The sequence below is a fragment of the Sporolactobacillus shoreae genome (assembly GCF_004684935.1).
Lineage (GTDB): Bacteria > Bacillota > Bacilli > Bacillales > Sporolactobacillaceae > Sporolactobacillus > Sporolactobacillus shoreae.
This window is the reverse complement of record NZ_SRJD01000005.1, coordinates 34,445-48,779: the sequence shown is the minus strand read 5'-3', so window position 1 is coordinate 48,779 and position 14,335 is coordinate 34,445. Positions and strand designations below refer to the sequence as shown.

Annotated in this window: 15 protein-coding genes and 1 riboswitch; of the genes, 6 read left to right on the top strand and 9 right to left on the bottom strand. The window is 47.5% G+C overall.

The window, feature by feature from the left end:
- Positions 1–18 precede the first annotated feature (18 nt).
- Positions 19–85, bottom strand: a riboswitch (Fluoride riboswitch).
- Positions 86–159: 74 nt separating this feature from the next.
- Genes E4665_RS05985 through E4665_RS05965 form a run of 5 tightly spaced genes read right to left on the bottom strand, consistent with a single transcriptional unit; the run spans position 160 to position 3,490 of the window.
- On the bottom strand, positions 160–924 hold the full coding sequence (locus tag E4665_RS05985; RefSeq protein ID WP_135347896.1) for an ABC transporter permease: 765 nt from the start codon (positions 922–924) through the stop codon (positions 160–162).
- Complete coding sequence (locus tag E4665_RS05980) at positions 921–1,838, bottom strand: ABC transporter ATP-binding protein (protein WP_135347895.1); 918 nt, start codon at positions 1,836–1,838, stop codon at positions 921–923. The genes E4665_RS05985 and E4665_RS05980 overlap by 4 nt, the downstream gene beginning before the upstream one ends.
- A complete protein-coding gene (locus tag E4665_RS05975; RefSeq protein WP_135347894.1) occupies positions 1,838–2,038 on the bottom strand; it encodes a PLDc N-terminal domain-containing protein in 201 nt (66 codons plus the stop codon). Before E4665_RS05975 ends, E4665_RS05980 begins: the two co-directional genes overlap by 1 nt.
- A gap of 19 nt (positions 2,039–2,057) precedes the next feature.
- The gene (locus E4665_RS05970) at positions 2,058–3,104 is read right to left on the bottom strand and encodes a DUF5808 domain-containing protein (protein ID WP_135347893.1); all 1,047 of its coding nucleotides are present in this window, start codon (positions 3,102–3,104) and stop codon (positions 2,058–2,060) included.
- Positions 3,101–3,490: a GntR family transcriptional regulator gene (locus E4665_RS05965; RefSeq protein ID WP_135347892.1), complete on the bottom strand. Its 390-nt coding sequence runs from the start codon at positions 3,488–3,490 to the stop codon at positions 3,101–3,103. The genes E4665_RS05970 and E4665_RS05965 overlap by 4 nt, the downstream gene beginning before the upstream one ends.
- 196 nt (positions 3,491–3,686) lie before the next feature.
- On the opposite strand from E4665_RS05965, the gene E4665_RS05960 reads away from it, so the two are divergent.
- The 3 genes from E4665_RS05960 (at position 3,687) to E4665_RS05950 (ending at position 6,952) form a co-directional block, all read left to right on the top strand.
- Positions 3,687–4,601, top strand: a complete 915-nt coding sequence (locus E4665_RS05960; RefSeq protein WP_135347891.1) for a ketopantoate reductase family protein — start codon at positions 3,687–3,689, stop codon at positions 4,599–4,601.
- A gap of 196 nt (positions 4,602–4,797) precedes the next feature.
- The gene (locus tag E4665_RS05955; protein ID WP_135347890.1) at positions 4,798–6,270 is read left to right on the top strand and encodes an MDR family MFS transporter; all 1,473 of its coding nucleotides are present in this window, start codon (positions 4,798–4,800) and stop codon (positions 6,268–6,270) included.
- Between the two features lie 52 nt (positions 6,271–6,322).
- A complete protein-coding gene (locus E4665_RS05950; protein WP_135347889.1) occupies positions 6,323–6,952 on the top strand; it encodes a DUF4811 domain-containing protein in 630 nt (209 codons plus the stop codon).
- A gap of 533 nt (positions 6,953–7,485) precedes the next feature.
- Here the strand turns inward: E4665_RS05950 and E4665_RS05945 are convergent.
- A complete protein-coding gene (locus tag E4665_RS05945) occupies positions 7,486–8,394 on the bottom strand; it encodes a DNA-3-methyladenine glycosylase family protein (RefSeq protein ID WP_135347888.1) in 909 nt (302 codons plus the stop codon).
- 107 nt (positions 8,395–8,501) lie between these two features.
- On the opposite strand from E4665_RS05945, the gene E4665_RS05940 reads away from it, so the two are divergent.
- On the top strand, positions 8,502–9,059 hold the full coding sequence (locus tag E4665_RS05940) for a sugar O-acetyltransferase (protein WP_135347887.1): 558 nt from the start codon (positions 8,502–8,504) through the stop codon (positions 9,057–9,059).
- A gap of 184 nt (positions 9,060–9,243) precedes the next feature.
- On the opposite strand, the gene E4665_RS05935 is transcribed toward E4665_RS05940, so the two are convergent.
- On the bottom strand, positions 9,244–10,089 hold the full coding sequence (locus E4665_RS05935; protein ID WP_135347886.1) for an oxidoreductase: 846 nt from the start codon (positions 10,087–10,089) through the stop codon (positions 9,244–9,246).
- 410 nt (positions 10,090–10,499) lie between these two features.
- The gene (locus E4665_RS05930) at positions 10,500–10,820 is read right to left on the bottom strand and encodes a YbjQ family protein (protein ID WP_135347885.1); all 321 of its coding nucleotides are present in this window, start codon (positions 10,818–10,820) and stop codon (positions 10,500–10,502) included.
- 265 nt (positions 10,821–11,085) lie between these two features.
- Here E4665_RS05930 and trpB point away from each other — a divergent pair, with 265 nt between their 5' ends.
- Complete coding sequence (gene trpB, locus E4665_RS05925) at positions 11,086–12,261, top strand: tryptophan synthase subunit beta (protein WP_135347884.1); 1,176 nt, start codon at positions 11,086–11,088, stop codon at positions 12,259–12,261.
- Positions 12,262–12,518: 257 nt separating this feature from the next.
- On the opposite strand, the gene E4665_RS05920 is transcribed toward trpB, so the two are convergent.
- Positions 12,519–13,742 carry an RNA-guided endonuclease InsQ/TnpB family protein gene (locus E4665_RS05920; RefSeq protein ID WP_206663554.1) on the bottom strand — a complete coding sequence of 408 codons (1,224 nt, stop codon included), beginning with the start codon at positions 13,740–13,742 and terminating at the stop codon, positions 12,519–12,521.
- A 101-nt stretch (positions 13,743–13,843) separates the two neighbouring features.
- Between E4665_RS05920 and tnpA the strand changes: the two genes are divergently transcribed.
- The gene (gene tnpA / locus E4665_RS05915; protein WP_135347883.1) at positions 13,844–14,317 is read left to right on the top strand and encodes an IS200/IS605 family transposase; all 474 of its coding nucleotides are present in this window, start codon (positions 13,844–13,846) and stop codon (positions 14,315–14,317) included.
- The last annotated feature ends 18 nt before the right edge of the window (positions 14,318–14,335 follow it).

The window sequence follows — 14,335 nt, the reverse complement described above, 5'->3', positions numbered from 1 at the left end:
AAAACCTTTACTTAAGGTTATAAGGCAGACGTTATCAACTGAATCAAAGCAGTGTTTAATGGCGAACGTCATCGCCTGTGAAATTCGATGTTATTAAAATAACATATTTGAAAAAGACGCGCAATGGCAGGCGTTAATCCCTAGTGAAACGGCTACGGATCATATGCTTTTTTTCTTAAAAACAACCAGGGATACAGCGAGGGCACTGACGATCAGGATAACAGTGATCCACACCGCCGTGACGGCGTGATGTAAGTTCGCGGCTCCGGTCATCAGTCCCGCATTATCCGATGCGAGTGCCAGCGGACTGAATCGGTCTGTCCCCGGAATAAATTGACACACGATCAGTGCGCCCAATGCAGCGGTCGTGAGAAACAGCCCGCTGTAAGCTCCGCCAACAAGTGTGCTGGACATCAGAAGAATCGTAAGAATAAAAATGCCGAAAAGCCAAAGGCAAAAGAGCGAGAAAAACAGGTGTGGAACGGGCAGCTTGTCGAACAGGTACAACGTATAGCCCCACTGTATCATCACGGCAAAAGCGTAGCTTGCTGTCCACAAAATGAGTGCTGCGGCAAATTTAGCCAGAATGACGGCATGACGGGACAGACCCTTAGCCAGCAGCATAATCAGAGTGCCTTTCGACAAATCCTGCGAGAGCACGCCTCCAAAGATCAAGAGGAGCACAGCCATGCCCATCTGTGAAAGATTCTTGAAAAATTGACCAAAAGAATCGTAAAAAGTCGGTTTCGGAATGTTCAGGGTGATCCCGTTAATCGCTTGATGCGATAGAATATCCGGCATCATCTTAGCTAGAAGCGGGCTCATCATGCCAAAGATAATAAAGACGCACAGCAGAATCAGTGCTTTGTAACTGCGAAGATATTCGACTATTTCTTTTTTGAAAAATGCAGTGAATCCGCTCATCTGATCACATCCATAAAAACATTTTCCAGCGTCGGTTCAAGCCGCTCATACTTCAAAATCGGTATACTTTCGCTGGCCAGAAGTCTGATAATGTCCAGACTGTTTTCTTCATAATGATTCAGCTGAACATTAACCGTCCGACCCGACACTTCTGCTTTGCTGATAAATGGCAGTGCCTTTAAGTGGGCGGCAAGAACCGGAGCCTGATCCGGTGTCAGCGTTTCAATCTGCAGGGCTTCCTGACGGTAATCTTGCTTGATTTCATTTAAAGGTCCCTGCAATTCGAGCTGCCCGTTATTCAGCACTCCAATCTGATCGCATATTCTCTCGACATCCGACAGAATATGTGTGGAGAAGATTACGGTTGCCCGCTTTCCCGCGGCGGAAAGGAGATCGAGAATTTCTTTCCTGCCGACGGGGTCAAGCGCGGAGGTTACTTCATCACAGATCAAAAGTTCCGGCTCATTCAGCAGCGCCTGCGCGATGCCCAGCCTTTGCTTCATGCCCCTAGAGTAGGAATGAATTTTCCGATTAACACCGTTCAGACCGACAAGGCACAGCAATTCATCCGTCCTTTTGTGAATCTCGGATCGCCGTACGCCTGTGATTTCCCCACACAGTTTAAGATATTCTCGTGCTGTCATGTAACCGTAAAATTCAGGCACATCCGGGAGATAACCGATATGTCTGTTCGTCGGAGTATCTCCGTAAGCCACCTTTTCTCCGCAGACATAGATTGAACCGCTGGTCGGCTTGATCAGGCCGAGGATCATTTTCATCGTGGTTGTTTTTCCCGATCCGTTTTTTCCGATCAGGCCAAAAATGGAATGCTTGGAAACAGAAAAATTCAAATCCGTCAGCACATGCTGACTACCAAAATTTTTTCTGATGTGCTCGGCCCGCAGGATATCCATCAGTCGTCACCTCTGCCGAAAATAAAATAGACGACAGGACCGATCAGCTGGAAACAGAGGACAAGCACCACCCAGAGCACCCGATTGCCGAACCGGTATGTTTTGTGCCGGAAGATGTGAATAAGCGCGGTAATGACCAGGATGAGTTCAAGGACAATAATTGGAATTAGGAGAGGCAGTAAATCAGAGATTTGAGTCATGTGAATCCCTCATTTCAAGTTAATGTACGTTCGACAGAATAATAGTAATAGCGATGATTCCGATCAGGACAATCCAGGCCATTGGCCGTGCCATGTTAATGGTATATCCGATTCCGACTCTCTTTTCGACAAAGATAGATGGATCGGAAGGATTGAAATAAAACATGCCCCAAATCCACCGGCCGTCATCGTCGAGAATGGGTCCCGCAGCGTGTTTGGCTCTTGCTAGTCGCATGAAGAGCAGAATCATTGTCAGAACCACGGCGAATACAGCAATGGTACCTGCAAAAAACCAAGCGGGGGAAACAGGGTGTATGAAACTGATCTCGAGCACTAAAAAGATTACTTCTGCAATGAGACCCAGTGCGATCATCAGAATCCCCATTATTTTTCTGAAACGGTCATAATCCGGGGCGGCGTCCGGATTGCCCCTCACCGAAGCCGGCGCTCGGCGGATGAAGAGGATGATGAGTGCCAGCATCACTTGAAGGTACGCGGGTGAAAGCACGGTCGGCCATGATTTATGTGACCAGCGATCGGGACCCGTCAGGCCGAAGTGTGTAGGAATACTTTCCGACATATACGGATAACCGAACCAGGCGATAGCAAGTGTTGCTACAAAAAGAGGTACCAGAAGCAGCATCCAGCGGAGTGGGAGCAGGCTCTCTCTATCACTTTTTTTCATCTCCACAATCACGCTGCGGGATGTCAGGGCGGCGTCCGGCTGCATGGTTCGTTTGAATGCCCGTGTCCTTCGATTCGAGATCACAAAAACAAGGCTGTCGACAATAATCAGAAGGATCACTGACACGTTAATCATCTGCGCGTCAGTGATCCTGACCGCAGCCTTCAGCAGATATAAACCAACTATGATAAGAAAAGCAGAGGCCGCGGATTCAATCATGTATCGGCGCCGTATCTTTTTTATCTGACTGCTTTCCCAGATATGGTCATCCGCAAAAACAATACCGAATACTACATTTTTACGGGAAAACCAGGGCTGCAGGATAAAAAAGCAGGTGATAATCAGATAAGTGCTTATAAGCGGCGTGACGTTCAGATTCATGATTTTTCCCCTTCCAGTTCATCATAGAGATGATCGATCATGTGATGAATCACTGCCCGGTCAACGTTACGAGTGATCGCTTCAGAGATGATCGTATGCATCAGGCTTCCGGATTCCTGGAGAAAACCGGCGGCGTTTTTAGCGGCGTCCCCCGCATGGATGAAGGTGCCGCGGCTCCGCTGAATTTCAATAAATCCTTCGCTCTGAAGCAGTTTGTAGGCCTTGTTGACCGTATGAAGATTGACTCCGATATCCGTTCCAAGCGTCCGTACAGACGGGAGCGGATCGCCGTCCTGAAGCTGGCCCGAAGCAATGCCGGCCACAATTCCATTACGGATTTGCATGTAAATCGGCTGATCTGAGCCAAAATCAATGGATAAAAGCATCTGATCAAATCCTTTTTGTTCTAACTGTTATATATTATATATAACACATATTTGCTTTTTTATCCACGAAATTAAAAAATGCGCCTGGATCACGGTCTGCGAGCTCGTACAGAAACTCGGGTCCTGCGAAACATTTTTCAGATGTGTATGATAAAGTGAGATCAGGCAGATGTTGGACTCATTCAAGGAGGATATCATGGAGATAAAAACCGTTTCAATTATCGGTCTGGGCGCGCTGGGCATCATGTATGGCAAGCACCTAACGGACCGGCTTGGCAAAAAAGCTGTAAGGATTATAGCGAATAAAAGGCGTATCGACCGATATCAGTCGGAAGGCGTCTATTCCAATGGAGAAGAATGTGATTTTCAGTATACAGACAAAGATATCGCCTGCTCGCCGACAGATCTGCTCATTTTTTCAGTCAAATATGGCGGTCTGGAACATGCGATTGAAAGTGCAAGAAATCAGGTTGGTGAAAATACTCTGATCATTTCACTGCTCAATGGCATTTCCAGTGAGCAGAAAATCGGAGAAGCCTTCGGATCGGATAAGGTGCTTTACTGTGTTGCCCAGGGAATGGATGCTGTGAAGCAGGACAATCGGCTGACTTATAAAAATATGGGTTGGCTGAGCATCGGGGAGGCAGGAAACAGTGAAAGTGAAAAGGTGAAAACACTTGCCCGCTTTTTTGATGCCACGGGGGTTTCCTATGACATTCCTGATGATATTCTGCATCATATGTGGAGCAAACTGATGCTTAATACCGGAGTCAATCAATCGGTAGCTGTATTCGAAACGAATTATAGCGGTGTGCAGAAAGAGGGAAAACCACGGGAGACTATGATTGCCGCCATGCGAGAAGTGGTCCGGGTGGCGAATAAAGAGGGTGTCAGACTGAGCGAGGATGAGATCAGTCATTGGCTTGAAATTAATGATTCCCTAAACCCTGAAGGTATGCCTTCGATGCGCCAGGATACAAAAGCACACCGCAAAACGGAAGTCGAACTCTTCTCCGGAACGATCATCGCTTTAGGCAAAAAACACGGGATTCAGACACCGATTAATGATTTTCTCTACCGAAGAATCAAAGAAATTGAAGCATCCTATTAAAAATTGGTGAAAAATGAATGAATCGGGCGTACAGTTCGCATTATGTCTGCCCTTTTTTCAGTTCATAAACTGTTCACATTGCAGGAATATGATGGACTCTGTACCGCAAAAATACTGGTGCAGGCCTGCTGGTTCAGTCTGGAATATAGTCGGCAGGTCGATTGATCAGAAATTTTTTAATGAAGGAGTTCTGCACATGAATGCAACCGCACGACCCGTTGATAGTGACGGCAAAGCATATAACCGGACATTTTTAATTATTGTGCTTCTGGTCGGTGCTTTTTGTACCATATTGAATCAGACCCTACTTGCCACCGCGCTTCCTGATATTATGAAGGATTTTAACATCACCGCGGCAACCGGACAGTGGCTGACAACGGCATTTCTGCTGACGAACGGTATTATGATTCCTGTTACAGCCTTAATGATTAACAAGATCAGTTCGAAAACATTATATATCCTTTCCATGACCATTTTTTTAGTCGGCACGATGATGGCGGCGGTGGCTCCGAATTTTTCCATCCTGCTGACCGGACGTATCGTTCAGGCGGCCGGTGCGGGTATTATGATGCCGCTGATGCAGACAATTTTTCTGCTGATCTTCCCAAGGGAAAAAAGAGGGATTGCGATGGGGCTGGCCGGATTGGTCATCGCTTTTGCCCCGGCCATTGGGCCGACACTCTCCGGCTGGATTGTCGACAGCTATAACTGGCGGGTCCTGTTCTATATGATCATTCCAATCACGGTCATTGTTATTGTCCTTGCTTTTATGGCAATGAGAAAGGTCATCCCCTTAACTAACCCGAGCATTGACATCTTGTCGATTGTTCTGTCAACGGTCGGATTTGGCGGACTGCTTTACGGATTCAGCGAGGTTGGAAATAATGGATGGAAGAGCGGAACAGTCATATCCTGGCTGATCGTCGGAGCCATTTTTGTAATTCTCTTTGTCTGGCGGCAGCTTGCGATGAAAGAGCCAATGCTGGAACTGAAAGTATTCAAGTCACCGATTTTCAGCCTGTCTGTCGCGATCAGCAGCTTTGTCATGATGGCGATGATTGGAGCCGAGCTCGTGCTGCCGCTATATATTCAGAACGTTCGCGGTGAGAGCGCGTTTCATTCCGGGCTGATGCTTCTGCCCGGGGCGATTATGATGGGGCTGATGAGCCCAGTCACCGGACTTATTTTTGATCGGATTGGCGCGCGTAAGCTGGCCATCACAGGCATTTTTATTCTGACCGCCGGAACGGTTCCGTTCATGTTCCTGACGGATCACACGAGTGTTGCGAGTATTGTCATCTCATATGCAATCCGCTTTCTCGGCATATCCATGGTCATGATGCCGATGACTACAGCGGGCATGAACGCGCTGCCTAACAGTCTGATGAGTCATGGTACTGCGGTTAACAACACAATCCGTACGGTCGCCGGTTCAATTGGTACGGCTATTCTCATCAGTGTTCTGACTAATGTAACAAAGCACGGTATGCCGAATAAAGGCCTGATGTCGCTTGATCCAGCTAAATACGGGCAAAAAGCGCTGGACGCGACGTTAAATGGTATGAATATGACATTTCTTGTGGCTGTCTGCTTCTGTCTGCTGACCCTGCTGCTGACCTTTTTTGTCAAAGGAAAACAAGTCCACGAGGAAGGCAGCAAGGCGGCATAACCATTACGCCGCTTCTGCCGAAGGCACTAATTAAAGATCAGGAAGTGAAAAAATGATTCTCGTTACCTTAATCATCGGCGCCGCGTTGTTTGTAGCATTTATTCTGACAAGCGGCACAAAGTGGTTTTCACAGCATAAATGGATCAATGGTTTGCTTGTTGCCTTGTCGCTGATTCTCTTCCTCGGCAGTGAAACGCTAACGATCCTTAATGAGCACGGCAATTATGGCATGAAGACGGCCGTAAGCACCCAAAAAATCAGCATTTATTCGGCTGTAGCATCAAATCCAAAGCAGCCTGCAGCCATCCCGTTTCTCGTTCTCCGTCAGAATGTCGGTCGGGACCCACTGTATATCTACAACGTCAACAAACAGGGGAAACCGAAAATGAAACACACCGGGATCTCGGACCAGAACCAGTTTAAAGTAACAGACAAAGCTCCGTATCTAGAAGTTCAGATACAGCGACGCGTCTTTCAAAACGGATTTTATCGTCGGCTCTTCGCCTTCAGCGGAGATGAAAATGTGAAGGTATCGACACGAAATGTATTCTTTGTTCCGGAACAGCATCAGGTAATGACCACTGAAGAGATACAGAAGATGCAGAAAGCGATGAAACAGAAACAGGAAATGATGAAAAATGCGGCTAAAGAGCAACAGGGAGCAACAAACAGCAAAAAATAATCAGAAATAAACTACTTTCAAATTTCATAAGCCGTGATAACCACTCGGGGCTCGTCTTCCGGTGGTTATTTTTATAGGTATGACCGGCGTGGAGGGGGGACAGTGACGGATAATGCGCAGCAAAAAAATACCAACATTACGTCTTTAGAAGCCAGAGATGGGTCTAACCAGGGAAACGGATCGGCTGGAACTACCGTTCTGTCCGTTCAGAGAACCATATCAACGAACTCGGAATCATTATCAATAAAAATTGGGTGTCATCAATAGAAATCCATCATCTATCGATAAAAAGAAACATTTTATCAATAAAAATGAGGGGAGTATCAATAAAACTAAACGTTCAGAACACAAAGGCCCATTCACGATCGGATTTCCCACTTTTCGGACAGAGTGAGCGTGTCCCTCAGTCTATCAGTCAAACTATTTTTGGGTAAATCACATCTTGAGCAACAGGAATTGAGTTGCTTCACAACATTTATTCTACTACGTAACGACATATCTTATCTGCAAAAATAATGGTTTTGTGTTGATCCCTATTCGTAGCGTGATCGCCACAGATAAAAGGTGGCATAAGCCTGCCAGCCTTCCCAGTATGATGCCATGCCTTCTATTTCCTCAATGAACGGTTTGCGGTCCATGCTTAGCTGTTTTTTCAGTGCGAGGTGCAGGCCGACATCGGCGATCGGGAATGCTGTAGGGATGCGCAGACAGCGCATCATGGCCAGACTGGACGTCCATTTGCCGATTCCCCTGATTACTGTTAATGATTCCTGAATTTGATCCGGACTTCCAGCCTGCAGAAGGCTTTCTTTAGTTAATATCCCGTCTCTAATGGCCTTGGCGATTTCAAGGATGTACTCCGCTTTTCTGGAAGAAAATTGGAGAATTTTCAAATCTTCTATGTGTAATCCGGCGATTTTTTCGGCCGAAGGAAAAAGCCAGAAGGTGTTTCCTTTGTAAGTCAAGTGTTCTCCGAATTGTTGAATCATGCGTTTTTTTAATGTATAGGCGAAGGTCAGATTGATTTGCTGGCCGGTGATTCCCCACGCCAGAGCTTCGAATAGATCCGGAATGCAGATCATCCGTAGTCCGTAATATTTTTGAATAAGCTGCTTCAGAATTTTGTCCTGACTGGCCATGGCATAAAAAGGACTTAAATCTCGGCCGAGGTCAAACCAATCCTTTACATAAGCAGCAATCTTGCTGCGAACGGCCGGATTCGGAACACCATCCGGAAATTCAATAAGGATGAAATTCGGATCTGCGCTGACTTTAATCAGTATCAGAGAGCCGTCCATCTTCAAAAGCTTAAATAGATAATCGTCATGTATCTGGTGCAGCACCTCCTGATCCGAGCGGCCGAGAAAAATCAGGCATTCTGAAAAACTGAACGGCTCAGGTGTTTTAATTGAAATTGATGACTCGTGATCGATCCCATTCATGGCAATCACATTCCCCGTCTCAGACTTCGTTAATTCTTTAAATCCAATTATAATAGAAGAATAGGGTTGCAAGAAATCGGATGAGCTATTATAAGGAGGGGTTGGCTATGAAAACAGAGAAAGAAAAAATGCTCGATGGAGAAATTTATCACGCAAACGATCCTGAACTGGTGAAAGAGCGCAGAAATGCGCGGCGATTAACAAGACTGTTTAATCAAACGTCTGAAACTGAAATGGATCAACGTACGGATCTCCTGAAGACACTTTTCGGTTCAACAGGAAAAAGCCTGTATATTGAACCGACATTCCGTTGTGACTACGGCTATAACATACATGTCGGTGAAAATTTCTATGCCAATTTTGACTGTGTTATTTTAGATGTCTGCAAAGTGGAAATCGGGGACAACTGCTTCATCGCTCCATGTGTCAATATCTATACGGCAACGCATCCGCTGAACGCAGCAGAGCGGATTTCAGGGGCGGAATACGGCAAACCGGTGACGATCGGTGATAATGTCTGGATCGGCGGGAGAACGGTCATCAACCCGGGGGTCCGAATCGGAAATAATGTCGTTATCGGCTCCGGGTCCGTTGTCACGAAAGACGTGCCCGACAACGTGGCTGTTGCCGGCAATCCGGCGCGGATCATTAAACGAATTGGATAAAAAACATCTATAGTGTTCTTCCATGCGATTTTTAAATGGAGGGATGCTGCGGGCATCCGGGCAAAAAATTTGAAGACTAGTACATCAGAAACAAAATGGAACTCTTCACCAGACTATTGTGAAAAGCTCCTTTAGATACGCACCACTACAGATTTGATGCTTACTTATTAAATTTTGCCATGCGTTATTTCCAGAAATCTTCATTCCCGTAATCCACATGCGTGGACACATCTTCCCAGTTTTCCAGATCTTCTTTTACACTTTCCAGCTGAATCCGCTCATTTTTAACGGCATCCTTGCCAAGCAACAGATGGATGGGGCTGTTTTCGGATTCTACGGCTTTGATGATTGCTTTGGCTGCGAGTTCCGGACTTCCAGCCTGTTTTCCGGAGTTGGCGTGGGAGGCTTTTAATCGCTTTCCGGCCGTTTCGAGATAGTCGCTGATGACTTGCGTCCGATCCACAGCGGAACGTCCGGACCAGTCCGTCCGGAAGGCGCCAGGTTCCACTAAAGTGACATGGATGCCCAACGGCTTAACTTCTTTCGCCAATGACTGCGATAATCCTTCAACAGCAAATTTCGTCGCATGATAATAGCCGAAAGCGGGGAATGCGGTCAGGCCGCCGATGGATGAAACGTTGACAATATGGCCGCGGCGTTGTTTACGCATGGTTGGCAGGACGTTTCGGGTCAGATCACTCAGGCCCCAGAAATTCGTTTCAAATAGTTTGCGAACCGCTTCTTCGTCACTTTCTTCAACGGCGCCGAAGTAACCGTAACCGGCATTGTTCACCAGTACATCAATGCGTCCAAATTGATCAAGGACCTGGTCTACCGCATTCCTGACCTGATCTTTCTTCGTTACATCCAGAGTTAGGGCAACGGCCTGATCATGATCTTCTACCAATCCGGCGATTTGATCCAAGTGCCTTGCAGTTATGGCGACGGGGTAGCCCTGACTGATCAGCTCCTTGGCAAGCGCACATCCAAAGCCGGTCGAAGTTCCGGTGATTAACCAAACTTTCTTCAAAGTATCATCCCCATGATTTGATATAATTTAGTATAGGTGCTGGAGTGCACTCCATGTCAAATGATAGGTGTGGAGCTATTTTTGGCTTGTTCATCCGGCTTTTCAAATTAAACAAATTGAGCGCAGATACCTTGTGTTTTGATGAAAAGGATCAGTCATTAAGAAAAACCGTGATGCACGTTGGTTTTGCCTTCTTCCGGTGACGCTTCGGGCGCTCACTTTCCGCGGGCGATCCGTGAACCTCCTCGCTCGGTACCCTCGCTGCGGGGTCTCACTTGGCTCGCTGATCTCGCAGGAGTCTCGCCCCTCCGCGTCTTAATCTGAACGTTTGTCCGGCAGATTGAGTCTTATACTTTCTTACCTTTTAAAAAAGACGCCGTCTACAATGCGGGCGCCGTCTTCGCGAACTCTTATTCTTTTTCAACCACAACGGCGGTACCAAAAGCCAGAACTTCACTCATGTTTTGCCCGATCTCACTCGAATCAAACCGCATCATTACAATCGCATTAGCTCCCCTGTCTTCAGCGTTTGCAATGAGCCGGTCAATGGCTTGTTGGCGGGCATCTTCAAGCATTTTTGTATACTCGTGGATTTCTCCTCCAGCCAGGCTTCTAAGGCTGGCCATAATGTTCCCTCCCAGGCCACGGCTCCTGACAATCAGTCCAAAAACCTCGCCTTTGACTTCTTTCACTTTGTATCCGGTGATATTTTCAGTTGTCACTACGAGCATGTGAAAAAACCTCCTGTTTATCTGGAATTTTCCATTTCATAAAAATAGTACCATGTGTGATCCTATTGTTGTATCAACTTTTCAAAAAAACATAAAATTGTGAGAACGTTTTACTTATTTCATAATTTTATAATATATCTATTGACTTCGTACTGCTTTTGGTCAAAGATGGGAATGCACGCTTTTCCAGCGTGAGGGCCGGCCGCCTGGAAAGAACGAGTTTTCCAGTCTCGCAGGCTACTTTAAAAAGCGGAGTTGAGCAGAGATGAGTATTCAGAGCAGTGTAGTAGCAGCAGAAGGTAAATTCGGGGATTTCGGAGGCAGCTATGTTCCAGAGGAACTGCTGGCCGTGCTTTCCAATATTGCAAGTGAATTTGAGAAGTGTAGAAAAGATCCCGAGTTTGAGAAGGAATTCCGGTATTATCTGAAAGAATACGTGGGCCGTGAGAATCCGCTGACGTTCGCAAAGAACCTGACTGAAAGGTGCGGCGGGGCTAAGATCTATTTGAAAAGAGAAGATCTGAATCACACGGGAGCTCACAAAATTAACAATACGATTGGTCAGATCCTTCTGGCAAAGCGAATGGGTGCCAAGAGGATTATTGCCGAGACCGGGGCAGGACAGCATGGTGTCGCGACGGCAACCGTTGCGGCGCTGTTTGGGTTGCCATGCACCATTTATATGGGAAAATATGATACCGAGCGCCAGTCACTGAATGTTTTCCGCATGGAACTGCTTGGTGCGACTGTTGTTCCTGTTGAAAAAGGCCAGGGCCGCTTGAAAGATGCCGTTGACGTGGCACTGCAGGATCTGGTGGAGAACCATGCAAATACTTATTATCTTCTGGGATCAGCGGTAGGCCCGCATCCTTATCCGACCATGGTCAAGTATTTTCAGTCGGTGATCAGTGAGGAATCAAAACGCCAGATTCTTGAAAAAGAAGGCAAGCTTCCGGCCGCCGTTCTCGCATGTGTCGGCGGTGGAAGCAACGCGATCGGCGCATTCGCACATTATATTGATGAAAAAAATGTCCGCCTGATCGGCGTGGAACCGGCTGAGGCGGCCAGCCTCGCGGAAGGCGTTCCGGCAGTTATTCATGGATTCAAGTGCTATGCGCTGGTGGATGAGCATGACAATCCGAAACCGACTTATTCCATTGCCGCCGGTCTTGATTATCCGGGTGTCGGTCCGGAACACAGCTACCTGAAATCGATCGGACGCGAAGAAAACGTGACGGTGACCGGCCACGAAGCGCTCGAAGCCTTCCAGACGCTTTCCAAAGTGGAAGGAATCATTCCCGCGCTCGAGAGCTCCCACGCCGTTGCCTATGCGATGAAACTGGCACCGACTTTGCCGAAAGATGAAAGCATCATTGTCAATCTTTCGGGCAGAGGAGACAAGGATGTGCGGCAAGTCTATGAAATGCTGAAGAATAAGTGACATAGAATAGATAGTTCAACTACCACCGATTAAAATCGGTGGATTGGCAGCGGCAGTATCAAATGAGCCATACCAAAAGCCGAGCCGAGGCTTGACTTCCGTATCCCCCATCTGTAGGATTCTGCCTAACCGCCGCAATTTGCTTAGATACGGCACAGCCTCAGAACACAGGGGCTCTGAGGTCTTACACGCTAATGACCAAAGCCATTTCGCCTCGCGGCAGGAATCCGAAGTTGCTACGGCACCTGGAAAGAGCACTAAGCCGATTGAAGAGCAGCCAAGCCTTTATGCAGAATGTTGATGGCCGCGTTATGATCGCGGCTGTGAAAGGCGCCGCAGGTCGGGCAGGTCCATTGTTCAATGCCAAGGGTCACGGCTCGATTGATCGCGCCGCAACAGTGGCACATTTTGGTCGTATAGGCCGGATTCACTTTGATATAAGTGCGGCCATAGAGTTTGGCTTTATAGTCCAATTGATTCAGGAATAGCCGCCAGCCGACATCGCTGATGGACATGGCCAGCGCATGATTCTTAAGCAGGTTCTTTCCGCGCAGTTCTTCAGACACAATGACATCGTGGTTCTTGATGAGTGTTGTGGAAGTGCGGTGCAGAAAGTCCAATCGTGCTCTGGCCACGCGGTTTTGCATTTCAGCGAGCCGGAGCCGTGCGGTTTGATAATTTTTACTGTTTTTAAGTTTGCGGTGCTCCTTTTTGGCCCGGAGCTGGCGGCGGCTCACGATGCGCTGCTGTTTGGCTAGCCGTCCTTTGATCCGTTGATAAAAGCGCGGATTAGGAACCGTTTGCCCGTCGCTGGCGGTTAAGAAATTAGAGACATTCAGATCAATGCCGATGGAACGGCCCGTCTGAGCCAGGGTCTGTTTGAAAGGGTGATTCGATTTAACCTGGAAAGAGACAAACCAGTTTCCGTTCGCCTCCTGCTTGACCGTTGTCACGCCAATACGGATGCCCTTCTCATGCGGCAGGCGGCTGATGTTTCGAGCGGCGGCGCGCAGGACGCCTACTTTCGGAATGCGGATATGGTGGGCATCCGTGATCCGCACTTTGGCTCCGTTGAAAATATCATAGCCTTCCGTCCGCGCTTTGGCCGTGTAGGCATTTTTCGTCTGATAACTGAGCCGGCAGCTGTCTTTGCGTTTCGGCTTCGGCGTTCCGGCGGCGTTTACTTTGCGCCACATAGACCAGGAGGTTTGATAGGCCGCTGACGCCATACTGGGCATATTTGTATCCAACCATGGATTTTTCCGGAGCCATTTGGCTTGGCTTTTCGTTGCCCAATCGCGGAAGACGTGGGCGTTGTAGATATAACGTGACGTGTTTGCGTTAAACCGCATGATGGCCGCTTGTTGCGCGCTGGGATAAACTCTCAGCTCGAAGCCTAACGTGTAGACATATTCCGCTTTAACTGCGGCCATGCGGTTTTTGATTTGTTTTTTCCGTTCTTCTGACATTTTGCCTTTCATGGATCCGTCCTCCTTTCTTCTGGATATGTTTATTATACCATGATATGAGTGTATCATAAATAGTATAAACGTTAGTTAATCAACGGTTAAGGAGACTAGACATGAAACCAAAAAAGTCAAAAATAGCTGGGGCTATTTATACGCAGACCTATGTTTACAATTTTCACTTCCACCTGATATGGATCACGAAATATCGCCGTCAGGTATTCACCACGCCGCCACTCGTTCAGGCAATGAAGGCGATTCTGCAGCGTATTGCCGACCTGAATGAAATCCGGATTGAAACGATGGAGGTGATGCCGGACCATGTCCATCTGCTGATCAGTTTTAAACCGAAACTATCGGCAACGGACGCGGTCAAAGCCCTGAAAGGCGGCTCTGCCCGGCTATTTTTCGATGCTTATCCAGAGATCAAAGCTGCCAAACTGTGGGGCGGGCACCTTTGGACGCGCAGCTATTATATGTCCACGCTGGGCAACATGTCTAAAGAGACGGTTGAACAGTACATTGAAGACCAGTACAGCAAAGAAGCCCTGAACAAAAAACGAAGATCAGGGCTTACATCCACGGATTGAAATCCGTGGCATTACGCC